Source organism: Frateuria soli (assembly GCF_021117385.1).
GTDB classification, from domain to species: domain Bacteria; phylum Pseudomonadota; class Gammaproteobacteria; order Xanthomonadales; family Rhodanobacteraceae; genus Frateuria_A; species Frateuria_A soli.
Map to the genome: position 1 here is coordinate 3,296,776 of NZ_CP088252.1, position 20,762 is coordinate 3,317,537.

Genomic DNA, 20,762 nt, shown 5'->3' on the forward strand with positions numbered 1-20,762 from the left:
GGGTCGAGGCCGGTCCTGCGGCATGGGCTACCGCGGCGGGCGTTGCTGCGCGAGGCCTTCGAGCGCGCGTGCCACCGTCGCCTCGATCGTGCCGTTGGCGTCCACGCACAGCGCCGGCTCGTCGCCGGCCGGTTCCTCCAGGGTCGCCAACTGGCTGCCCAGCAACCGGAGTGGCATGAAGTGCTCGCGCGCGCGCATGCGCCGTGCCAGTTCGTCGTGGTCGACCTGCAGATAGACGAAGCGCACGGCAGGCCCGGCCTCGCGCAGGCGCTCGCGGTAGGCGCGCTTGAGCGCCGAGCAGGCGACCACCGCGCTGTGGCCGGCCGCCAGCTGCTTGTGCATCCAGGCAGCGATCGCATCCAGCCAGGGGAGGCGATCGGCATCCCGCAGCGGCGTGCCCGAACGCATCCTGGCGATGTTGGCCTGCGGGTGCAGGTCGTCGCCATCGAGGAACGCGTAACCGAGCGCGTCGGCCAGGTGCCGCGCAATCGTGCTCTTGCCGGAGCCGGAGACGCCCATCACCACCACGGCCGTGGGCGCTGCAGTCGTTGCCGGGTTCTTGCTCACGGCCGCTCCATCAAGGCTCCAGCCCGGACCGTGGCGCCCTGGCGCGGCGGATTCGACCGGCCGGCGACCGGCGAGCCACCCTTCGGGCAGGCCCGGGACAGGGAACGTGCTCCAGTCCGTTCAAGGCTGATCCGGCCGCTGGTCCAGCCAGCCCCCGGTGAAGCCGGCCCTGGCCAGCCCCTTGCGGATGTACGGATTGCGGCGCATCACGTTCCACACGAAACCGCTGCGCCAGTTCTCGATCATCAGCACGATCGGGCCCTGGTCGATGCCCAGCTGCACGCTGTCGACCCAGCCCAGCCCGGGCACCAGCCGGCCGGTGCGCAGCTCGGTGCGGATGTGGAAGCTCGGGTTGAACGCGTCGACGAAGCCGTAGCGGTTGTAGATCGAGTCGCCGTAGCGCTGCTTCATCGTCGCCAGTGCCGGGACCACGATCTCCGGCGCGAAGGCGATCGAGCCGCCCGCCGCCGTGGGGGCGATGGTACCGTCGTCGGAGATGTAGTCCAGCCCGGCGCCGCGCGCCGTGTAGCCCTCGAACGTGAGCGTCCGATCGCCTTGCTCGACGACGATGCCACCGGGCCCGTTGCAGGCGGTCAGTCCCCACACGTTGGCGCCGTAGCCGGTCCAGTGGCCCGGGTTGGCGATCGCGTAGCTGCGCTGGCTGTAGGTGGCGCGCCGGCTGTTCTCGAAATAGTCCAGGTCGTGCGCACGGTTCCAGTCGTCGCGGATGCCGCGGAAATCCACCCAGACGTGGCTGTACTGGTGGCCGAACAGTGGCGCGAAGTTGAGGAAGGTCTGCCCGTGGAAGGCGCCCCAGGTCTTGTCGTAGGTCGAGGTCCAAGCCTTCCAGGCTGCTGGCTCGACCGGATGCGTCGGCGAGCCCAGTGCGAGGATGTAGACCAGCATGCCCTCGTTGTAGCCCTTCCAGTCGCTCGGGATGAACTGGCCGCCGGGGGTCCAGCCCATGCCGATCAGCGGCGCGCGCACCTGCATCCAGGGCCAGTCGACGCGGCGGTAGATCGTGTCGGCCAGGGCTCGGATCTCGCGTTCGGCGGGCGTGTCTCGATCGTAGTAGGACTGCGCGAACAGCACGCCGCCGAGCAGCAGCGTGGTGTCGACGCTGGACAGCTCGACCCAGCGACCGAAGCGCTTGCCGGACCGCATGTCCAGGAAGTGGTAGTAGAAGCCGTGGTAGCCGGTGGCGTCGTCCTCGCTGCCGTTCTGCGGCGCGTCGGCGAAGAAGCGCAGCGTGGCGAGCGTGCGTTCGACCGCCTGTCCGCGCGTGATGTAACCGCGTTCGACGCCCACACCGTAGGCGGTCAGGCCGAAGCCGACCGCGGCGATGCTGGAGAACGACTCGCCGGGATAGTGATCGGGTACCAGCCCGGTCCGCGTATCGGCGCTGTCCCAGAACCAGTCGAAGGTGCGTCGTTCCAGGTCGTCGACCAGCTTCTGCCGCGCAGGCGGCAGCGCCGCATAGGTCATCGCCGTCGGCGCGGGCGTCGCCGCCTGCACCGGCAAGCCGGCGGATGCGGCGAAGGCGGCGCTTAGCAGGACGGCAAACAGGGGACGGGGAGATCGGCGAGGCATGGGGCACGGCATCCGCGGGGGTGGGTGGAAGACAGCCGGCCACCGCCGGACGGTGAAGAAACGGATCGAAGGGCGGCACCGGTCAACCGACGGCCGCGAAGTACCTGCGCTCATCGGCAGGCCCGGCGATGCCCCTGTACGACCGGGTGCGGCCGCACAGGGGACGGGCATGCTGGCCGTCGCGCTAGAAGGTCAGCCCGACCTCGAACTTGAACGTGCGCGGCACGAACGTGATGTTGCCCAGGCGGTTGTATTCCACCGTCGCCTGTCCGTTGGCATAGGTGGGAACGTAATCGACGAAGTTGTCCCAGTTGAACACGTTGAGCACGTCGAACCGCCCGAACAGGGTCACGCCGTTGCCGAGATCGAAGTTCTTGGTCGCCTGGAAATCGACGTCCCGGTAGCCCCAGATCTTGCCGCCGACCAGGAACCGCGAGCCGCCGGGCGTGGCCGCCTGCGGGATGCAGTTGTTGCCGGCCGGGAACACCGCGCCGTCGTAGCAGGCGATGCCGTTGAACGGCAGCGGCGTGGCCAGGGTCAGCTTGGCCGAGAGCGTGGTGCCCCACGGGCCGTCCATGTTGCCGGTGGCGACGAAGCGGTGCTTGGCCGCGGCGTTGGAGGTGATGAACGGGTAATCGTCGATCGTCGCCTCGTCGAACGCGTAGTGCTCGTTGATGTCGCGGTTCTGCGTGGCGTGGGTGAAGGTATAGGCGAAGGTGGCGCCCCAGTGGGATGCCTTCGTGTAGGGCTTCTCGGCCGAGAGCAGCACCTGGGTGGTGCGTGTCTCGATGCCGTTGTTGCCGACGATCAGCGCACCGAAGCCGGGCACGCCGTTGCCCCAAGGCTGGCCGTTGTTCTGCCAGAACGAACCGTCCGGGTAACGGTTACCCAGGGTGAAGGCGAAGCCGTCATGGCTCAGGATGCGGGAGACGGTGGCACTGGTGTTCCACTCCCCGATCGCGTTGCGCATGCCCAGGCTGAACTGGTCGGAGTACGGCGCCTTGAGGTTGTTGTTCAGCAGATCGACCTCGGTGCCGGCGTTGCTGCTCGGCCCGAGCAGCGCCTGCAGGTTGGCCAGACCGTTCAGATAGGCCGGATTCCAGTCGTAGCAGGGGGTCGAGGCGCGATGGCACTGGCCCGTGGCCGGATCACGGAAGTAGATCGTGTACTGCGGCAACGCGGACTTGGTCGTTTCGAGCTGCAGGTAGTCGTACAGGTCGCGGTCGTAGGCGCGGCCGGCACCGCCGAAGATCACGTGGGCCTCGTCGCCGAAAAGGTCGTAGGAGAAGCCCAGGCGCGGCTGCCACTCGCCCTTGTAGGCCGAGCGATTGCGCCCGGTGCTGATGTAGTCGTTGATGTCGATGCCGCCCAGCGCCAGCGACTGCGCGTAGGTCTGTCCCGCCGGTGCGTTGGGATCCTGGCTGTTGAGCGCGGCCACCACGTTCGCCGGAGTGACGAAGTTGGTGTACGAGGGGGTGCGCTCGTAGTCCCAGCGCACGCCCAGGTTCAGCGTGAGCTTGTCGGTCACGGCCCAGTCGTCCTGGATGTAGGCGCCGAACTGGTGGCTCTTGGTCTCCACCGTCGGGGACAGCCCGAGGCCGGTCACCGGCTTGGTGAAGAACGCCTTGTACGGCGTATCGGCGGTGCCGGCGGGGGTGACGTTGTAATAGAACTGCGGGTTGACGTCGGCCGCGTCGGCCGCGTGCAGGGTGACCAGCTTCTTCTTGAAGCCTAGCTTGACCACGTGGTCGCCGTGCCACTGCAGGTCGTTGAAGGTGAAGTCGTCCTGGATGGCCGGGCCCTTCTGGCCCTTGTCCTGCGTGGCCAGGGGATTGGCCGCGCCGGTCTGGATAATCACCGGGTCGTCGGTCGGGCGCTCCCAGGTGTAGACCTCGCCGTTGCCGTAGTTCAACGCGGTGGGCGCGTTGAAGGCATCCTCGTAGGTCAGCAGCAGTTCGTTGAAGTACGCCTCGCCACTGTGCTGCCAGCGCAGCGCGTAGCGCTTGTCGTCGTTGCGGGTATTGAAGGCGGCGGTGACCGCATTGACCCCACCGACGCCGCCGAGCTGGTTCTCCTTGCGGATCTGCGCGCTGGCCTCGAAGCGGTCGCGATCAGTCGGCTCCCAGTCGATCTTGCCGAAGTAGAGGTCTTCCTTGAAATTCAGCCCGGCCGGGCCGAACTGCGCGGCGACATCGGCCGGCAGGTACGGCACGCCCGGAGCACCGTCGGCGCTGGCGACCACGGTGATCGGCGTATCGAAGCGTTTGGCCTCGTACGCGGCGAAGAAGTGCATCTTGTCCTTGATGATCGGGCCGCCGATGGCGAAGCCGTATTCCTTTTCCTCCGACGGTGTCTTGGTTCCGGATTCCCGCTCGGACGGCGTGCGTTCGCGGAAGGCGTCGTTGGTGTAGCGGTAGTAGGTCTCGCCATGGAATTCGTTGGTGCCGGACTTGGTCTGCGCGGTCACCGCGGCCGAGGAGATCTGGTCGTACTCGGCCTTGTAGTTGGAGGTGATGACCTTGTACTCGCCGATCGCCAGCTGCGGGAACGGATTGCCCTGGCTGCCGAACTGGCCGCTGATGCCGCCTTCCTTGACGTAGCTCTTCTGGCCCACGCCGTCGATGTAGACGTTGACCGAGCTGTTGTTCATCGCGCCGCCGCGCAGCGATGTATTGCCCTTGGCATCGACGGTGAAAACCATGCCGGGCACGGTGTCGGCGAACTCCAGGAAGTTGCGCGAGATCTGGGGGATGGTCTGGATCTGGCGCAGCGAGATGGTATTGCCCACTTCGGAGGTCTTCACCTCCTGCAACGCCGTGGCGGTGACCGACACGCCACTGAGCGTGGTCGCGGTGGCGGCCGACGGGGCACCGGCTGCGACGGGTTGCGGCTGGCCCAGGTCGAGCGTGGCGGTGGAGGCCACCGAGAGGGTGACGGTGCGCTCGGTGCCGGGGCCGGCATCGACCTGGTAGGTGCCGGGCTGCAGGCCGGGCAGCGCGTAGCTGCCGTCAGCGCCGGCACGGGTGCGTCGCACGGAGCCAGTCGCCACGTTGCGGGCGGTGACCTCGGTGTTGGGCGGCGCGGTGCCGCGGAGCGTGGCATTGGCCGTCTGCGCCCACGACAGGTTCGGGGCGGCGGCGAGCGTGGCCACCGAGCCGGTGATGAGGCTCGCCAGCAGGCATTTGTTCAAGCGCGACATCGTCTTCATGGTCCCCTCCCTCGAGGGCCGGGTTTTTGCCGATGTTTGTTTCAAGGGAGTGATGCGCCCGTGAGCTTTTCCGCTCGGGGCGCTTCCCGGGACGCCGGTTTACCTTGCCGCGGGCCCCGCGACAGACGCGTCCGCGCTCCGCACGAACCTCGCTCAAGTACGGCCGGTGGCCGCCGATGCGGAGGTCAGGCAGACACCGCGCAAACCGTGCGCTGGTTCCCGCCAAGTCTGTTAAATGCTTATTAAGATCGGTTGCAGCAACATGTTGCCTTGACGTCCATTCCCCTGTTCGAGTAACGCGCCGCAAGCGCCTGAATTCCATGACAACTGCCCTGCTCGTCCTGATCACCTGCCTGGCGTTGCTCGCCAGCGCGGTCAAGCCCGTACCGGTGGGACAGGTGCATAGCCTGCATCGCGGCGGCAAGCTGCTGCGTCTGCTGCAGCCGGGCACCCACCTGGTATTGCCGGGCCTGGAGCGGATCGGCCACCGGATCGACCTGAACGGCCAGGTGATGCATTTCCGGGAGGCACTCGCGCCCACCCGGGACATCCACGGCAAGGTGTACTGGCAGGTGCTGGAACCGGAGCGCGCCGACGCGGTGATCGACCAGGTCGAGCAACTGATCCGCACCGGCACACTGGACGCGCTCCAGGCCGAAGCGGCCGGGGCGGATGAAGACCGCCGCCATCTCGGCAGCCGGCTGAAGCTGCGGCTCAACGCTGCCCTGCGCGAGCGCGGCATGCTGGTCACGCGGGTCGACCTCGACCTCGCCTGAGCCCGCCGCTGGCATCCCTGGCGGCAGCCCCCGATACTGTGCGGCTGGCCTTTTTCCCGAGTCCAAGCCCATGATCCGCGCCCCGTTGCACGACCGCCTCGAACACGGCCTCGCCGCGCTCGGCCTGGCCTTGCCCGACGGCGCCTCCGGACGCCTGCTGGATTATCTGGCCTTGCTGGAGCGCTGGAACGCCACCTACAACCTCACCGCCGTGCGCGACCCGGCCGAGATGGTCACCCGCCATCTGCTCGATTCGCTGGCGATCCTGCCCCACGTGCGCGGCAGCACGCTCGCCGACCTCGGCACCGGCCCCGGCCTGCCCGGCATCCCGCTGGCGATCGCCGCGCCCGGCCGCGAGATCCTGCTGGTCGACTCCAACGGCAAGAAGGTGCGCTTCCTGCGCGAGGCGATCCGCGCGCTGAAGCTCGAAGGCGTGCGCGCCGTGCAGTCGCGCGTGGAAGAGCTCCAGGGCCAGTTCGACTGCATCACCGCGCGCGCCTTCGCCAGCCTGGCCGACATGCTCGGCTGGGGCGGCCATCTGCTGGTACCGGGCGGGACGTGGCTGGCCATGAAAGGTCCTTCGGCGGACGACGAGCTGGCCGGAATCCCGGCCGGCTTCCGTCTGTGCGGGCGGCACACGCTGCAGGTGCCGGGGCTGGAGGCGGAGCGGCAGCTGCTGGTACTCGGCCGCGCCTAGACCCGGGCCGGGTTATGCTCGGTGCCGATCCGTGGAGGGATACCGCATGCGCCACCTGGCGAGTCCGGGGTTGCTCGTTGCCGCCGCCGCGTTCGCACTGGGCCTGGGCCCGGCCTTCTTCGGCCAGCCGCGGTCCGGCGTGCCGCTGTTGCTGGTCGGGCTGAGCCTGGAACTTGCCTTCTGGCTCCGCTTTCGCCGCCGCGGCCCGGTCTTCTCCCGTTGATGCGGCGCACCTTGCGCGCAAGCGCCCGCCCGGCGGGGTCGCCCATCGCGCCGGACCCACTACACTAGGCCCCTTCCGCGTAACCGGTAACCATCGACCCATGGCACGCATCATCGCTGTCGCCAACCAGAAGGGCGGCGTCGGCAAGACCACCACGGCGGTCAACCTCGCTGCGGCCCTGGCGGCCGCCAAGCGCAAGGTGCTGCTGGTCGACCTGGACCCGCAGGGCAACGCCACCATGGCCTCGGGCGTGGACAAGCGCGAGGCCAAGCCCAATGGCTGCGAGGTGCTGCTGGACGAGGCGCCGATCGAGCGCGCCATCGTCGCCACCGAGGCGCATTACGATCTCCTGCCCGGCAACGGCGACCTGACCGCCGCCGAGCTCAAGTTGATGGATGCGATCGCGCGCGAGAGCCGGCTCAAGGAACAGCTGGCCAAGATCAGCGACAGATACCAGACCATCCTGATCGACTGCCCGCCCTCGCTGCACCTGCTCACCCTCAACGCGCTGGCCGCGGCCGACGGGGTGCTGGTCCCGGTGCAGTGCGAATACTTCGCGCTGGAGGGTCTCTCCAGCCTGCTCGATACGGTCAAGGCCGTACGCCAGCGGCTGAACCCGAAGCTGGAGATCGAGGGACTGCTACGCACCATGTACGACGTGCGCAACAACCTCGGCAACGAAGTCTCCGCGCAGCTGACCCAGCACTTCGGCGACAAGGTGCTGCGCTCGATCATCCCGCGCAACGTGCGCCTGGCCGAGGCGCCCAGCCACGGCCAGCCGATCCACCTGTACGACCGCAGCTCGCGCGGTGCGATCGCCTACATCGGCCTGGCCGGCGAGATCATCCGTCGCGAACGCGGCGCACAGGCGGCCGTGGCCGCGCTCAACGACATGCACGACACCGGCGAGACGCTCGACGCGGCCGCCGACATCCACCAGGAGTAACCATGGCCGCCGCGAAGAAACGGGGACTCGGCCGCGGGCTGGACGCGCTGCTCGGCGGCGACGGCGCCGGCACCGCATCGCCGCTGGAGCAGGAGGGCGAGCTGCGTACCCTGCCGATCCAGCAGATCCAGCCGGGCAAGTACCAGCCGCGCCGGCACTGGAACGAGGAGGCGCTGGACGAACTGGCCGCCTCGATCAAGGCGCAGGGCCTGATCCAGCCGGTGGTGGTGCGTGCCATCGGCAGCAACAGCTACGAGCTGATCGCCGGCGAACGCCGCTGGCGTGCCGCCCAGCGCGCGCAGCTGAGCGAGATCCCGGCGCTGGTCAAGACGGTCGACGAGGCCGCCGTGCCGGCGATGGCGCTGATCGAGAACATCCAGCGCCAGGACCTCACCCCGCTCGAAGAAGCCGACGCGCTCAAGCGGCTGATCGACGACTTCGACCTCACCCACCAGCAGGCCGCCGACGCGGTCGGCCGCTCGCGCGCTTCCGTTTCCAACCTGCTGCGCCTGATCGACCTGCCCGCGCCGATCAAGAAACTGCTCGACGAGGGCAAGCTGGAGATGGGCCACGCCCGCTGCCTGCTCACCCTGGACGAAGGCATCGCCGTGCCGCTGGCGCGCCAGGCCTCGACACTGGGCTGGAGCGTGCGCGAACTGGAGGACGCCGCGCGCCGCGCGCAGGCCGCGCCCAAGGGCAAGGCCAGGGCCGGCGGCGCGCGCGATCCCAATGTCGACGCGCTCGAGCGCGAGCTGGGCGAACGCTTCGGCGCCCGCGTGGAGCTGGCCCAGGGCCGCGGTGGCCGGGGCAAGCTGGTGATCCACTACCACAGCAACGACGAGCTGGACGGAATCCTCGGCAAGCTGCGCTGAACCCCGGTTCCCTCGTAGGAGCGCACCCTGTGCGCGACCGCCATGCATCCGGTCGCGCACAGGTGCGCTCCTGCAGGCAAGTCGTGCCGCCTTCCTGCGCCCGCGACCCGCATCGGCGATAATCCCCGCCTTAACGTTCCCCGGACTGGCCCCATGCCCGAGCTTTCCGTCGTCGTGCCCGTGTTCAACGAGCGCGACAACATCCCGCCGCTGCTTGCGGAAATCGCCACCGCATTGCGCGGCAAGGTGGACTTCGAGATTGTCTACGTGGACGACGATTCCACCGACGACAGCCGTGCCGTGCTGGCCGCGCAGAAGGTCGATTACCCGGAACTGCGCGTGCTGCATCACGTGCACCGCAGCGGCCAGAGCACTGCCGTGTCCAACGGCGTGCGCGCCGCGCGCGGCAGCTGGATCGCCACCCTCGACGGCGACGGCCAGAACGACCCGGCCGACATCCCGCGCCTGCTCGACGCGCGCAGGAACGCGCCGCCCGAAGTGAAGCTGTTCGCTGGCTGGCGCACCACGCGCCGCGACAGTTTCAACAAGCGCATTTCCTCCAAGGTCGCCAATGCGGTGCGCTCGCGCATGCTCAAGGACGCCACGCCCGATACCGGCTGCGGCCTCAAGCTGTTCGAGCGCGAGACCTTCCTGCGCCTGCCCTATTTCGACCACATGCACCGCTACCTGCCGGCGCTGGTACGCCGCGCCGGCTTCGAAAGCCGCAGTGTGCCGGTCGGCCATCGCCCGCGTACCGCCGGCACCTCCAAGTACGGCATGCTCGACCGCCTGTGGGTCGGCCTGGCCGATCTGCGCGGCGTGGCCTGGCTGATGCGCCGTGCCAAGGTCACCCGCGTCGAGGAACTCTGAGCGCAGCCGGCGTGGCGCGGGGTGATTGCCCGGCGCCCCACGGAGCGTTCACCCGGCGGGGGTAAGCTTGGCGCGGGTTGCTCTCCAAGGGGGATGCCATGAGCCTGACCGTCAAGCGTGTCTACGACCCGCCCTCGCCCAAGGACGGCTACCGCGTGCTGGTCGACCGCCTGTGGCCGCGAGGCCTGAAGAAGGACAGCGCGGCACTGGACCTGTGGATGAAGGAAGTCGGCCCCTCGCGCGAGCTGCGCCAGTGGTTCGGCCACGAGCCGGCGCGCTGGGAGGGCTTCCGCCACCGGTACGCCGGCGAACTCGATGCCGACCCGGATACCTGGCAGACGCTGGCCGAGAAAGCCCGTCGCCACCACGTGACCCTGCTGTTCGGCGCGCGCGACGAGGAGCACAACAACGCCGTGGCGCTGAAGGCGTACCTGGAAAACTACCTGGCCGCACACGGGCCGCATTGATCCGCACGCAGGCGCCCGGCCGCCGCGCGACGGATAGGGACATCGCCCTTCAGCCGGCCGGTGGCTGCCAGCGCTCGAGCGCCTCGCGGGCACGTGCGCGGCCCAGCTCGATCAGCTCGCGCGCGCGGTAGAACTCGTAGGTGGCCGCGGCATCGCGCGGGATCTCGATCAGCAGGTCCGGTTCGTACGCGGCCAGCCGCAGTCGCGAGAGGTTGGACTGCATCAGGTCCATCGCCTGGGTCAGCAGGGCAAGCGCACCGGGCTCGTGCACGCGCGCGGGTTTGTCTTCGCTGTGCGCAAGGCCGCGCGCGAGACCGCGCGCAAGCAGCCGGTCGAGCCAGCCGGGATCCGCTGCCGGCCGGGGATCGGCGCCGGCATCCCGTTCCGGAGTCAGGACGTGCGCCGGGCCGTCCAGGCTGATCGCGAACACGACATCCGCGCGATCGCGGATCAGCGGCGTCACCGGCACCGGGTTGAGCAACGCACCGTCCACCAGTCGCCGGCCGTCGATCACGTGCGGGCGGAAGATGGTGGGAATGGCGATCGAGGCGCGGATCGCGTCGAACAGCTGTCCTCGGGTCAGCCACACTTCGCGTTCGCGGTCGATGTCGGTGGCCACCGCGGTGTAGGCCAGCGGCAGCTCCTCGATGCGCGCGTCGCCGATCAGTTCGCGCAGCGTCTCGATGATCTTCTCGCCCTTGATCAGGCCGCCGCTGAAGGTCCAGTCGACCAGTCGCAACACGTCGAAGCGCGCCAGCTTGCAGACCCAGTCGCGGTATACCGCGAGCTTGCCCATGGCGTAGATGCCGCCGATCAGCGCACCCATCGAGGACCCCGCGATCGCGCCGATGGCGTAGCCCTGGCGCTCGATCTCCTCGATGACGCCGATGTGCGCGAGGCCCTTGGCGCCGCCGGCGCCCAGGGCCAGCGCGACGGTCGGTTTGCCTGGCGCGACCGCGGGCGCGGGATGGCTCATGCGTTAGCCTGTGAAGGGCGAGTCCTCACGATACGTTAGCGTGGGGCTGTGGTGAAGTCTGCGTCCCGACGTACAGCGGCCGCGACCGTTATGATGGTCCGTCGGCGCCCGCGCCAACGAAAGGCAGCCTGAAAGGAACCATGCCAGCCGATCCCCGCTCGAACGTCCTGCTCCGCACGCCCGCCCCGGGCCGCCTTTCGCGCCGTCGCGGAGCGCGCGCATGAGCTGGCAGGCCTGGGCCACGGTCGCCGTCATTGTCGGGGCGATGGCGCTGTTCGCCAGCGAGAAGGTACGCATCGACCTGGTTGCCCTGCTGGCGCTGGCGGCACTGGTGGTGCTGCAGATCGTCACGCCCGAGGAGGCACTCTCGGGCTTCAGCAACGAGGCCACGGTAACGGTGGCGGCGATGTTCGCGCTGAGCCTGGGGATCGAGCGCTCCGGTGCGCTGGAGCCGCTGACGCGCCTGTTGATGCGCATCCGCAAGCCGTGGCTGCTGACGCTGGCGATGATGCTGGCGATCGCCCCGCTGGGCGCGTTCGTGAAGAACATCGCGCTGGTCGCCACCTTCCTGCCGCTGGCGCTGCGCGTATGCCAGCGTACCGGCACCTCGCCGGCCAGGGTGCTGATGCCGATGGCCTACGCGGCCCAGATGGGTGGCGTGTGCACGCTGATCGGCACCTCCTCCAACCTGCTCACCGACAGCCTGGCGCAGAAGCACGGCCTGCCGCCGTTCGGGGTGTTCGAGTTCACCAAGCTGGGTGCGCTGCTGGCCGTGGCCGGCATCAGCTACCTGATGCTGATCGGCCGCAAGCTGCTGCCCAAGCACATCGACGCCGCGCTGCCGGAAGGCGGCGATGTCGGCAAGTACGTGACCGAACTGGTGGTCGGCGAGGACTCGCCGCTGCTGGGCACGCGCATCGCCGATGCCCAGCTGGGCGACAAGTACGGGGTCTATCCGCTCGAGCTGCTGCGCGGCGAGCGGCGCATGTGGTCGCCGCGGGAGCAGCAGCTCGCGGCGGGCGACGTGCTGCTGGTGCGCGGCGACTGGGAGAAGATCGAGGAGTTCCAGCGCCGCACGCGCCTGCGCAACGCCCCCGAGCAGCACTACGCGCGCCAGGACGACCGCACCCGCGTGCTGGCCGAACTGATGGTCGCGCCGGGCAGTCCCGCCGAGGGCCGGCGGCTCGCCGAGCTGGGCCTGGACTGGCGCTACCGCGCCTCGGTGCTGGCCGTCCATCGCCGTGGCCAGGTGCTGCGCGACAAGCTGAGCAACACCGACCTGGCGGTCGGCGACGTGCTGCTGGCGCTGGTGGACGAAGGCGGCATGCCCAAGCTGCGCAGCGACGATGCGTTCATCGTGCTCAGCGAGCGTGACGACGCGCGCGGCAGCATGCGCAAGGCCTGGATGGCCGCGGCGATCATGGTGCTGGTGGTGGTCGCCTCGGGCATGCACTGGCTGCCGATCCCGATCGCCGCGCTGTGCGGCGCCACCGCGATGGCGCTGACCGGTTGCTTCGGCCGCAAGGACGTCTACGAGGGGATGGACTGGAAGATCATCATCCTGCTCGGCGCGATCCTGCCCCTGGGGCTGGCGATCGAGAAGACCGGGCTGTCCAACGTGGTGGTGCAGGGCGCGATGGGACTGGTCGGCAGCCATGGTCCGCTGGCCGCGTTGCTGATGGTCTACCTGCTGACCGCCCTGCTCACCGAACTGATGGGGCACAACCCCTCGGTGGTGCTGATGGTGAGCATCGCGGTGACGGTGGCGCATGCGGCGCACGCCGATCCGCGTCCTTTCGTGGTGGCGGTGGCCTTCGCCGCGGCGACCTCGTTCGCCACGCCGGTGGGTTATCCGACCAACACGATGGTGTACTACGCCGGCGGCTACCGCTTCACCGACTTCATGAAGGTGGGCATACCGCTGATCGCGCTGTTCTGCGCGCTGTCGATGTGGCTGATCCCGCAGCTGTGGCCGTTCCATCCCTGAGCGGCCGGGAATCGGGAATCGGGAATGGGGAATCGTTAGAAGCAAAAGCGACGCGCGTCCCGGCGATCACCGCGAGGTGCTCTGCTTCCACGATTCCCTATTGACCATTCCCCATTACCTGCCCCCGTAGGCGCCCAACGCCATGTGCAGCAGGCTTTTCATCTCCTCGCGCAGCGGCAGCGGCGCCACCACTTCGGCGTCGGGGCCGTACTTGAGCACGTCCATCAGCAGCTCGCGCGATTTGGAGTACGGCACCTTCAGTTCGTAGCGGCCGTCCGGCAGCCATTCGCCCTTCTGCTGCGAATGCCAGTGCTCGTCGGCGACCCAGCGCGCGGCGTGTGCGGAAAAGCGGATCGTGGCCCAGGCCTTGGGCTTGCCGGCGAAGATGCCATAGCTGGAGGCGAGCAGTTCGTTGAGATCCGCCTCCGGCACGTCGATGGCGGGTTCGTCCAGCGCGTGCGCGTCGCGGATGCGGTCCACCGCGAAACTGCGCAGCGCCTCGCGATCGTGGTCCCACACGTCCAGGTACCAGTTGTCGCGGTAGTGCGTCAGCCGTTGCGGCGATACGGTGCGCTTGCTGTCCGAATCGGTGGTGCGCGCGCGATAGGCGAAGCGCAGGCGGCGGCGTTCGAGCACCGCGCCTGCGGTGACGCGGAACACCTGCTGGTCGAGCTTGCGCTCGCCCCAGGGGATCACGCGGATGCGCTCGATCGGCAGGGCCTTGGCTTTCTCCTGCCCGGTCAGCAGGCGCTCGATGCGTGCCTTGAAGGGCGCCAGCGCGCCGGCCAGCACGCCTGGCCCCGAACGTCCCATCAACTCGTTGAGCGCCAGCAGCGCGGCCAGCTCGTCGGAGGTCAGCCACAGGCCCGGCAGTTCGAAGCGCTCGCCCTCGCCCACCTCGTAGCGGAACGCGGCCTGGTCGGTGCCGGCGCTCTCGATCGGCGCGCCCAGGCCGTCGCGCAGGAAGGCGATGTCGCGGTAGAGCGTGGCCCGCGAGCATTCCAGCTCGTCCATCAGCCGCGCCAGCGGTACCGGGTAATGTGCCGATTTGAGAACCCGGTGCAGGGTCAGAATGCGTTCGTAGCGATCCATGGCATACCGCAGGGATGGGAGCTTTGTGTAGCATGGGTACGGCCCGCGACGGCCGCAAGTCCGTCGCACGGCCCGGCACGAGAGCCGGGTCGCGGTTTTTCCCCAGCCGCCGAGCCTTCGATGTGATGCACCCATCCAGCGACATGCAGGCCTGCGTCCCCGCCGCGATGCGCGAGCATCCGCTGCCGCCGGCCTATCCGGCCTCGCTGCTGCGCACGCTGGCGCTGTCCGGCTATGGCCTGTGGATGCTGCTGGGCCTGGCGCTGGCGCTGGGCATCTACCGTGGCGGGCGCAGCGAGGCGCTGCTGCCGCTGGCCCTGGGCGCGGCGTTCGTGAGCGCCGGCCTGCTGGTCGCCTGCCTGCACCTGCCGGGATTGTCCGAGTGGCACGGCTGGTTCCCGGCCCGGCGCAGCCGGCCCACCCGCGAAGCGTTGCTGGCGCTGGCGGCCTACCTGCCGATGCTGGCGGTGGCCGGCCTGGTCCGGGGCGACAACACCTTCTGGGCGACCCGACTGGCCGGCGCCGCGCTGGCGCTGTGCAGCGCTGCCAGCCTGGTCTATACGGTGCACAACTTCCGTCGCCGGCTGCCGAGCGGCATGCTGCGCTGCTCCGCGCAGTTGCCGGTGAGCCGGGTGGTCGCCTCCTGGTACACGGGCGGCCTGTGGCTGTGGCTGTGCCTGGCCGCGCAGGACGGCGCGGTGCATGCGGCCGGCACGCGGCCCTGGATCATGGTGTTGCTGGCGTTCGCCCTGCTGCTGGGGTTGATCGAGGGCCTGCGCTGGCAGGCACTCAGCCCGCCGGAAGGGCGTCCGCCGCCGTACCGCGTGCGTGGGCGTACCGCGCGCTTCGTCGCCGCGCTGTTCACCTATGCGGTGCCGAGCCTGGCGCTGCTGGTGGTGGACCTGGCCGACGCCGGCGTGCTGCTGGTGGCGGTGGCCGCGACCAGCTGCCTGCTCGGGCGCACCATCGAGCAACGAGCCTACGAGGCTGCGCTGGCGCGCCTGTGCCGCGCCGACGCCGCGCACGGCCTCGGTCGCTAGACCGGAATGCGTGGCGCGGATGTTCACTGCTAGTTCAAACCGCCGCATTAAGGTGGCGGCCTTCCCGCCTGGCCCATCCATGGATCGCCCGATGAAAAAGACCCTGATCGTTGCCGCCTGCCTGTTCGCCTTCGCCGGCATGGCACAGGCGCAGGACACCCCCAACAGCGCGACCGACAACGGCGGCTGGACCGGCTCGGGCGAGTTCGGCTTCGCCTCGGCGCGCGGCAATTCGCGCACCGAGAACGTCAATGCCAAGCTCGGCCTGAACCAGGAAAACGAGTACTGGAAGAACAACTTCTTCCTCAACGGCATGCGTTCCAAGGGCGAGGTCACCGTGGTGGATGAGTCCGGCGCGACGGTGGATCGCTTCACCACCACCGCCAACCGTTACGACGCGGGCGCCTCGGTCGGCTACAAGCTCGACCCGCGCAGCTACATCGTCGGGGCCGCCCGCTACGAGCACGACGACTTCGGCTCCAACCTGTGGCAGGGCATCGTCTCATTGGGCTACGGCTACATCGCGCTGAAGAACGAACGCACGGAGCTGTCCTTCGAAATCGGTCCCGGTTACAAGCGCTACCGCCCGGCCAACACCACGGTGCTGGTGAATAACGAGACGGTCGAGGTGCGCCAGCCCACCGAGAGCGAGGTGGTCGGCCGCGGCCTGATCAACTTCAAGTACCGCCTGACCGACAACACCGCCTTCGAGGACACGCTGCTGGTCGAAGCGGGCTCGAAGAACAAGTACTACCAGAACGATGCGGGCCTCTCGGTCAGCATGACCAGGAAGCTGGCGCTCAAACTCGGCTTCCAGGTGCGCTACAACTCCGATACGCAGCCGGGCACGCAGAGCACCGACACGCTGACCACGACCAACCTGGTCTACAACTTCTGAGGATTCGGGATTCGGGATTCGCCAGAAATGGCACCCTCTCCCTGTCGGGGAGAGGGTTGGGATGAGGGGTCAAGCTTGCGGTGAATCGCAAGGCGCGGCAGTAGGCCGCCTTCCCGCCAGCCCCAGCCCCAGCCCCTCATCCGGGTGTTCTCCCCAGAGGGGGTAAGGAGCAAGCCAGCTTCAGCCCAGCATCTCGCCGGCGCCCTGCGCCAGCAGTGCCTCGGCGACGGCGCGGCCGAGCACTTCGGGCTGCCCCACCGGCCCGCCCGCCTCCGCCCGCAGCAGCCGCCCGCTGGCGGCATCGCCGACCAGGCCGTGCAGGTGCAGGCCACGCTCGCCCAGCACGCACCAGGCCGCCACCGGTACGGTGCAGCTGCCACCGAGCGCATGGTTCATCGCGCGCTCGGCGCTGACCGTCACGCGCGTGTCGGCGTCGTCCAGCGCCGCCAGCAGCGCCAGCACGGCCGGCTGGTCCGCGCGCGCCTCGATCGCGATGGCGGCCTGCCCCGGCGCGGGCAACCAGTCCGGCGCGGCCAGTCGCTGGCGGATGCGTGCGGCCAGGCCCAGTCGCTCCAGGCCCGCACAGGCGAGCACGATGGCGTCGTAGTCGCCGGCGTCGAGCTTGGCCAGGCGCGTGTTGACGTTACCGCGCAGGTCGAGCAGCTCGAGGTCCGGCCGCGCCGCACGCAACTGGGCCTGCCGGCGCAGCGAGGAGGTACCCACGCGGGCACCCTCGGGCAGCGCATCCAGCGTGGCGTGGTCGCTGCTGACGAAAGCGTCGGCGGCATCCGCGCGCGGCAGCATCGCCGGCAGCACGAAGCCCGGCTCCAGCTCGGCCGGCACGTCCTTCAGCGAATGCACCGCCAAGTCCGCGCGGCCTTCCAGCATCGCCACCTCCAGTTCCTTCAGGAACAGCCCCTTGCCACCGATGGTGGCCAGCGGGCGATCGGCGATCTCGTCGCCGCGGGTGGTCATCGGCACCAGCTCGACGGCAAGGCCCGGATGCACGGCGCGCAGGCGCGCGGCGACGTGCTCGGCCTGCCACAGCGCGAGCGCGCTCTTGCGGGTGGCGATGCGCAGGATGGAAGACTGCATGGGGGCTCCGGCAATACGCTTGAGCGCCTATTGTCGCCGCAATTGCCGGATCGCGCGTGCGGTGTGGCGCCTCAGCACGCCAGGAACCCGGCGATGGCAGCCGGACGCTCCCAGCCACCCTTACCCCGCGCGCAGCAGCTTGCGCACCGCCGCCAGGTTGCGCCGGCTCACCTCGGGGCTGAACTCGGTGCCGGCCAGCCGCGCCAGCACGCGTCCGTCGGCGAGGGTCTTCAGCCCCAGCAGGCGCGGCGCCGGCACCAGGCAGTTGCGGTGCAGGCGCACCAGTTGCGCCGGATGGGCCTCCTCCAGCTGGCGCAGCGATTCCTCGATCAGCAGCTCGCCGCCGGCATGGCGTACCACCACGTATTTCTCCTCGGCGAGCAGGCAGACCACCTCGGTCAGCGCGATGCGGACCTGCTCGCCACGCAGCCGGCCGCGCAGGTAGCCCACCGGTTCGGGCGGCGCCGCGGCCAGGCGCTGGCGGGCGCGCTGCAGGGCCTCGCGCAGCCGCTCCAGCCGCACCGGCTTGAGCAGGTAGTCGACCGCGCCCAGCTCGAAGGCGGTCAGTGCGTGGTTCTCGTAGGCGGTGCAGAACACCACCTGCGGACGCGCCTGCCCGGCCAGCCGCGCAGCCAGCGCCGCGCCGTCCAGGCCCGGCATGTTGATGTCCAGCAGCAGCAGGTCCGGTTGCGTTTCGCCGATCGCCGCGAGTGCCGCTTCGCCGTCGGCCACGCTGCCGACGACCGCCACGCCCTCGCATTCGCCCAGCAGGGCGGCCAGGCGGGCGCGCGCCAGTGGCTCGTCGTCGACGATCAGCACGCGCATCAGGTTTGCTCCGCGGGCGGGGGATCGAGCGGCAGGCGCAGGCGCACCACGAAGCGGTCCTGCTGTGGCCCGGCCTCGACCGAGGCGCGTGCGCCGTAGCGGAAGGCCACGCGCTGGCGCACGTTGGTCAGCCCGTGGCCGTGGCCGGGCGTGGTCGGTGCGGCCGGCAGCGGATTGCTGATGTCGATCAGCAGCGCGCGCCCGTCCAGCGTGCCGCGCAGCAGGATCTCGCCGCCCTCGCGGCGGGGCTGGATGCCATGGCGCACGGCATTCTCCACCAGCGGCTGCAGCAGCAGGCGCGGCAGCGGATAGCCGGTCGGCAGGCGATCGAGTTCGCGGCGCACGTGCAGGCGTGGGCCCAGGCGCAGCTGCTCGATGGCAAGGTAGCGCTCGATAAGGGCAAGTTCCTCGCCCAGCGTGCCGTCGCGGCTGCCCGACTGGCCGAGCGCTGCGCGGAACAGCTCGCACAGGTCCTCGATGGTGCGCTCGGCGGTGGCCGGATCCACCCGCACCAGCGCAGCCACGGTGTTCATGCTGTTGAACAGGAAGTGCGGACGGATGCGCGCCTGCAGCGCGTCGACCTGCGCGTGCGCCACGGCGGCCAGGCGCGCCTGCCACTGCGCCAGCACGTAGAAGTAGCGCAGCATCGCCGCGCCCAGCAGGGCGGCGATCAGCAGGTTGTCGCGCACGAAGGCCATCGGCGCGGTGCGCACGAGGTCCAGCTGCAGGGCGGCGTCCATCCAGCGCGCCACCGCGCTGGCCAGCGCCACCACCAGTTCGATGATCAGCCACACGCCGGCATAGGGCATCCAGCCGCCCAGCCGCTGCAGCCATGGCCGCGCGTAGCACAGCGCCAGCGCGATCAGCATCGACAGCCAGGTCACGAACAGCATGCCCACGCTGTAGCCGCGCCAGCCGCGCGTGTTGTCCGGCGCCAGCCACATCAGCGTGACGGTGAGCGCGCCCACCGCGAACAGCGCGGCGACCGCCGGCAGGCGGCAGAAGTCCGGCAGCGGCGTGGTGGGGCGGGCGGGCTGGGCGCTCATGTCGACGAGTATGCCGGCATTTGCCCGCTTTCCCGCCATGGGGTGGGCAGTGACGCCGCCAAGGCGTGACGGGGTCCGGGGGCAAGCACGGTCCCCCGCTCCCACCCCTCCCGGGAAGGGAGCGGGAAGCTAGCCGAGGCGACCGGTGAGCCAGTGGCGCAGGTCGAGGATCTCTTCGGCGCAGACCGAGTGCGGCATCGGATAGGTGTGCCAGTTCACCGTGTAACCCAGCCCTTCCAGCAAGCTCCGCGAATCGAGGCCGCGCTGTATCGCCACGATCGGGTCGGCGCTGCCATGGGCCCAGAAAATCGGTACCTGCGAATTGGCGGCGCTGCGCTCGGTCGCCAGCGTGGCGCTGATCGGCAGATACGTGGACAGCGCCACCAGGCCGGCCAGCGGCTGCGCATGGCGCAGGCCCGCGGCGAGCGCGATGGCTCCGCCTTGCGAGAACCCGACGAGCACGATCCGCTGGCTTGGCACGCCGCGTTCATGCTCGCGCGCGATCAGCGCCTCGACCGCCCCGATCGCGCGGCGGATGCCCGCCTCGTCCTGCGGCGCGCGCGCGTCGAAGCCGTGGATGTCGTACCAGGCGCGCATCGGGACGCCACCGTTGATGCTCACCGGCTGCACCGGCGCATGCGGGAACACGAAGCGCAGCGCCGGCCACGACGGATCGACCAGCTCCGGCACGATCGGCGCGAAATCATTGCCGTCGGCGCCCAGCCCGTGCAGCCAGATCACGCTGTGGCGGGGATCGGGACCGGTTTCATGCTCGACGGCGGGAAGCAGGCTCATGTGTGGACCGGAGGCGGGGTGGACGGGCCAGTCTCGCCCATGCGCGCGGTCATCGCCAGCCGGACCGCCGATGCCCGCCGCCGGCCGCGGCGGCTCAGGCCGTCTGCGCCATGGCGGTGAGCGCACGCTGGTGCGAGGCATGGATGGTGTCGCGTTCGGGCGCGCTGCCCTGGGCGAGATGAGCCAGCCATTCGTCGGTGCGCATCACCGCCGCGTAGCGCGACTGCTCCACCACGGCGAACACGCGATGGATCTCCTCCGCCGTGGCCGTGCCCGCGCGGTTCGCATAGGACACGCTGCCGGAGGCGTCGTGCAGGAATTCCACCTGCAGCCCCCGGTCGAACGCGTGCTTGATCGTGGCGTCGTTGCAGTTGTGCGTCATGTAGCCGACGACCACGAGCGTGTCGATGCCGCGCGACGCCAGCCACTCGCCAAGGTCGGTACCGGCGAAGGCGCTGGGCAGGGTCTTGGGTACCAGATGGTCGTGCGGGCGACCGGCGACGATCGGGTGCAGGGCGCCACCGTGCGCGCCGACGGCGAACAGCGGCGCATCCGGCGGCGCCAGTTGCTGTACCACGATCACCGGGATGCCCGCCTGGCAGGCGGCGTCCATCGCCCGCCCGATGTTGCGCAGCGATTCGGCCACGGGCGGGTACTCGATGCGCAGGCGACCGGTCTCGTACTCGTTCTGCACGTCGATCACCACCAGAGCGCGGCGGGGAGGGGAGGCGTCGGACATGGCAGGGTTCCTGGCGGAGGGGTGGATGCCCCGGGGCGCCATGATCCAAGCTG

Annotated in this window: 20 protein-coding genes; 10 read left to right on the forward strand and 10 right to left on the reverse strand. The window is 69.6% G+C overall.

The window, feature by feature from the left end; genetic code table 11:
• Positions 1-27 precede the first annotated feature (27 nt).
• The 3 genes from LQ771_RS15120 to LQ771_RS15130 form a co-directional block, all read right to left on the reverse strand.
• Entirely contained in the window at positions 28-567 is a 540-nt protein-coding gene (locus LQ771_RS15120) for a gluconokinase (RefSeq protein ID WP_231350201.1), read from the reverse strand.
• A gap of 120 nt (positions 568-687) precedes the next feature.
• Positions 688-2,157: a glucoamylase family protein gene (locus LQ771_RS15125; RefSeq protein WP_231350202.1), complete on the reverse strand. Its 1,470-nt coding sequence runs from the start codon at positions 2,155-2,157 to the stop codon at positions 688-690.
• Positions 2,158-2,341: 184 nt separating this feature from the next.
• A complete protein-coding gene (locus LQ771_RS15130; protein ID WP_425491287.1) occupies positions 2,342-5,365 on the reverse strand; it encodes a TonB-dependent receptor in 3,024 nt (1,007 codons plus the stop codon).
• Positions 5,366-5,685: 320 nt separating this feature from the next.
• Here LQ771_RS15130 and LQ771_RS15135 point away from each other — a divergent pair, with 320 nt between their 5' ends.
• The 7 genes from LQ771_RS15135 to LQ771_RS15165 all read left to right on the forward strand — a co-directional run bounded on the left by LQ771_RS15135 (position 5,686) and on the right by LQ771_RS15165 (position 10,216).
• A complete protein-coding gene (locus LQ771_RS15135; RefSeq protein ID WP_231350203.1) occupies positions 5,686-6,141 on the forward strand; it encodes an SPFH domain-containing protein in 456 nt (151 codons plus the stop codon).
• A gap of 70 nt (positions 6,142-6,211) precedes the next feature.
• Positions 6,212-6,838 (forward strand): 16S rRNA (guanine(527)-N(7))-methyltransferase RsmG, encoded by a 627-nt coding sequence (gene rsmG / locus LQ771_RS15140; RefSeq protein WP_231350204.1) that lies wholly within the window; start codon positions 6,212-6,214, stop codon positions 6,836-6,838.
• Positions 6,839-6,884: 46 nt separating this feature from the next.
• A complete protein-coding gene (locus LQ771_RS15145) occupies positions 6,885-7,061 on the forward strand; it encodes a glycosyl transferase family 39 (RefSeq protein ID WP_231350205.1) in 177 nt (58 codons plus the stop codon).
• Between the two features lie 100 nt (positions 7,062-7,161).
• A complete protein-coding gene (locus LQ771_RS15150) occupies positions 7,162-8,007 on the forward strand; it encodes a ParA family protein (protein ID WP_231350206.1) in 846 nt (281 codons plus the stop codon).
• 2 nt (positions 8,008-8,009) lie between these two features.
• Entirely contained in the window at positions 8,010-8,879 is an 870-nt protein-coding gene (locus LQ771_RS15155) for a ParB/RepB/Spo0J family partition protein (RefSeq protein WP_231350207.1), read from the forward strand.
• Between the two features lie 153 nt (positions 8,880-9,032).
• Positions 9,033-9,749: a glycosyltransferase family 2 protein gene (locus LQ771_RS15160; RefSeq protein WP_231350208.1), complete on the forward strand. Its 717-nt coding sequence runs from the start codon at positions 9,033-9,035 to the stop codon at positions 9,747-9,749.
• A 98-nt stretch (positions 9,750-9,847) separates the two neighbouring features.
• A complete protein-coding gene (locus tag LQ771_RS15165; RefSeq protein ID WP_231350209.1) occupies positions 9,848-10,216 on the forward strand; it encodes a DUF488 domain-containing protein in 369 nt (122 codons plus the stop codon).
• Positions 10,217-10,265: 49 nt separating this feature from the next.
• On the opposite strand, the gene LQ771_RS15170 is transcribed toward LQ771_RS15165, so the two are convergent.
• Entirely contained in the window at positions 10,266-11,192 is a 927-nt protein-coding gene (locus tag LQ771_RS15170) for a patatin-like phospholipase family protein (protein ID WP_231350210.1), read from the reverse strand.
• 220 nt (positions 11,193-11,412) lie between these two features.
• Between LQ771_RS15170 and LQ771_RS15175 the strand changes: the two genes are divergently transcribed.
• Entirely contained in the window at positions 11,413-13,179 is a 1,767-nt protein-coding gene (locus tag LQ771_RS15175) for an SLC13 family permease (protein ID WP_231350211.1), read from the forward strand.
• Between the two features lie 114 nt (positions 13,180-13,293).
• On the opposite strand, the gene LQ771_RS15180 is transcribed toward LQ771_RS15175, so the two are convergent.
• Entirely contained in the window at positions 13,294-14,271 is a 978-nt protein-coding gene (locus LQ771_RS15180) for a helix-turn-helix transcriptional regulator (RefSeq protein ID WP_231350212.1), read from the reverse strand.
• Between the two features lie 125 nt (positions 14,272-14,396).
• Here LQ771_RS15180 and LQ771_RS15185 point away from each other — a divergent pair, with 125 nt between their 5' ends.
• Positions 14,397-15,311: a hypothetical protein gene (locus LQ771_RS15185; RefSeq protein ID WP_231350213.1), complete on the forward strand. Its 915-nt coding sequence runs from the start codon at positions 14,397-14,399 to the stop codon at positions 15,309-15,311.
• A gap of 91 nt (positions 15,312-15,402) precedes the next feature.
• The gene (locus tag LQ771_RS15190; protein WP_231350214.1) at positions 15,403-16,209 is read left to right on the forward strand and encodes a DUF481 domain-containing protein; all 807 of its coding nucleotides are present in this window, start codon (positions 15,403-15,405) and stop codon (positions 16,207-16,209) included.
• A gap of 180 nt (positions 16,210-16,389) precedes the next feature.
• On the opposite strand, the gene hemC is transcribed toward LQ771_RS15190, so the two are convergent.
• From hemC to LQ771_RS15215, 5 genes are all read right to left on the reverse strand, one after another.
• A complete protein-coding gene (gene hemC, locus LQ771_RS15195) occupies positions 16,390-17,304 on the reverse strand; it encodes a hydroxymethylbilane synthase (RefSeq protein WP_231350215.1) in 915 nt (304 codons plus the stop codon).
• A gap of 120 nt (positions 17,305-17,424) precedes the next feature.
• The gene (locus LQ771_RS15200) at positions 17,425-18,129 is read right to left on the reverse strand and encodes a LytR/AlgR family response regulator transcription factor (RefSeq protein WP_231350216.1); all 705 of its coding nucleotides are present in this window, start codon (positions 18,127-18,129) and stop codon (positions 17,425-17,427) included.
• Positions 18,129-19,175 (reverse strand): sensor histidine kinase, encoded by a 1,047-nt coding sequence (locus tag LQ771_RS15205; RefSeq protein WP_231350217.1) that lies wholly within the window; start codon positions 19,173-19,175, stop codon positions 18,129-18,131. The genes LQ771_RS15200 and LQ771_RS15205 overlap by 1 nt, the downstream gene beginning before the upstream one ends.
• Before the next feature lie 129 nt (positions 19,176-19,304).
• Positions 19,305-19,970 (reverse strand): alpha/beta hydrolase, encoded by a 666-nt coding sequence (locus tag LQ771_RS15210; RefSeq protein ID WP_231350218.1) that lies wholly within the window; start codon positions 19,968-19,970, stop codon positions 19,305-19,307.
• 94 nt (positions 19,971-20,064) lie between these two features.
• A complete protein-coding gene (locus tag LQ771_RS15215; protein ID WP_231350219.1) occupies positions 20,065-20,709 on the reverse strand; it encodes a cysteine hydrolase family protein in 645 nt (214 codons plus the stop codon).
• Positions 20,710-20,762: the final 53 nt, after the last annotated feature.

Bases quoted from the DNA above. Each gene is read 5' to 3' on its own strand.
- LQ771_RS15150 (WP_231350206.1), top strand. From the start codon at position 7,162: ATGGCACGCATCATCGCTGTCGCCAACCAGAAGGGCGGCGTCGGCAAG.
- LQ771_RS15160 (WP_231350208.1), top strand. From the start codon at position 9,033: ATGCCCGAGCTTTCCGTCGTCGTGCCCGTGTTCAACGAGCGCGACAAC.
- LQ771_RS15180 (WP_231350212.1), bottom strand. From the start codon at position 14,271: ATGGATCGCTACGAACGCATTCTGACCCTGCACCGGGTTCTCAAATCG.
- LQ771_RS15215 (WP_231350219.1), bottom strand. From the start codon at position 20,709: ATGTCCGACGCCTCCCCTCCCCGCCGCGCTCTGGTGGTGATCGACGTG.
- LQ771_RS15175 (WP_231350211.1), top strand. From the start codon at position 11,413: ATGAGCTGGCAGGCCTGGGCCACGGTCGCCGTCATTGTCGGGGCGATG.
- LQ771_RS15185 (WP_231350213.1), top strand. From the start codon at position 14,397: ATGCACCCATCCAGCGACATGCAGGCCTGCGTCCCCGCCGCGATGCGC.
- LQ771_RS15190 (WP_231350214.1), top strand. From the start codon at position 15,403: ATGAAAAAGACCCTGATCGTTGCCGCCTGCCTGTTCGCCTTCGCCGGC.
- LQ771_RS15125 (WP_231350202.1), bottom strand. From the start codon at position 2,157: ATGCCTCGCCGATCTCCCCGTCCCCTGTTTGCCGTCCTGCTAAGCGCC.
- LQ771_RS15155 (WP_231350207.1), top strand. From the start codon at position 8,010: ATGGCCGCCGCGAAGAAACGGGGACTCGGCCGCGGGCTGGACGCGCTG.
- LQ771_RS15200 (WP_231350216.1), bottom strand. From the start codon at position 18,129: ATGCGCGTGCTGATCGTCGACGACGAGCCACTGGCGCGCGCCCGCCTG.
- rsmG (WP_231350204.1), top strand. From the start codon at position 6,212: ATGATCCGCGCCCCGTTGCACGACCGCCTCGAACACGGCCTCGCCGCG.
- hemC (WP_231350215.1), bottom strand. From the start codon at position 17,304: ATGCAGTCTTCCATCCTGCGCATCGCCACCCGCAAGAGCGCGCTCGCG.
- LQ771_RS15130 (WP_425491287.1), bottom strand. From the start codon at position 5,365: ATGAAGACGATGTCGCGCTTGAACAAATGCCTGCTGGCGAGCCTCATC.
- LQ771_RS15165 (WP_231350209.1), top strand. From the start codon at position 9,848: ATGAGCCTGACCGTCAAGCGTGTCTACGACCCGCCCTCGCCCAAGGAC.
- LQ771_RS15170 (WP_231350210.1), bottom strand. From the start codon at position 11,192: ATGAGCCATCCCGCGCCCGCGGTCGCGCCAGGCAAACCGACCGTCGCG.
- LQ771_RS15205 (WP_231350217.1), bottom strand. From the start codon at position 19,175: ATGAGCGCCCAGCCCGCCCGCCCCACCACGCCGCTGCCGGACTTCTGC.
- LQ771_RS15145 (WP_231350205.1), top strand. From the start codon at position 6,885: ATGCGCCACCTGGCGAGTCCGGGGTTGCTCGTTGCCGCCGCCGCGTTC.
- LQ771_RS15135 (WP_231350203.1), top strand. From the start codon at position 5,686: ATGACAACTGCCCTGCTCGTCCTGATCACCTGCCTGGCGTTGCTCGCC.
- LQ771_RS15210 (WP_231350218.1), bottom strand. From the start codon at position 19,970: ATGAGCCTGCTTCCCGCCGTCGAGCATGAAACCGGTCCCGATCCCCGC.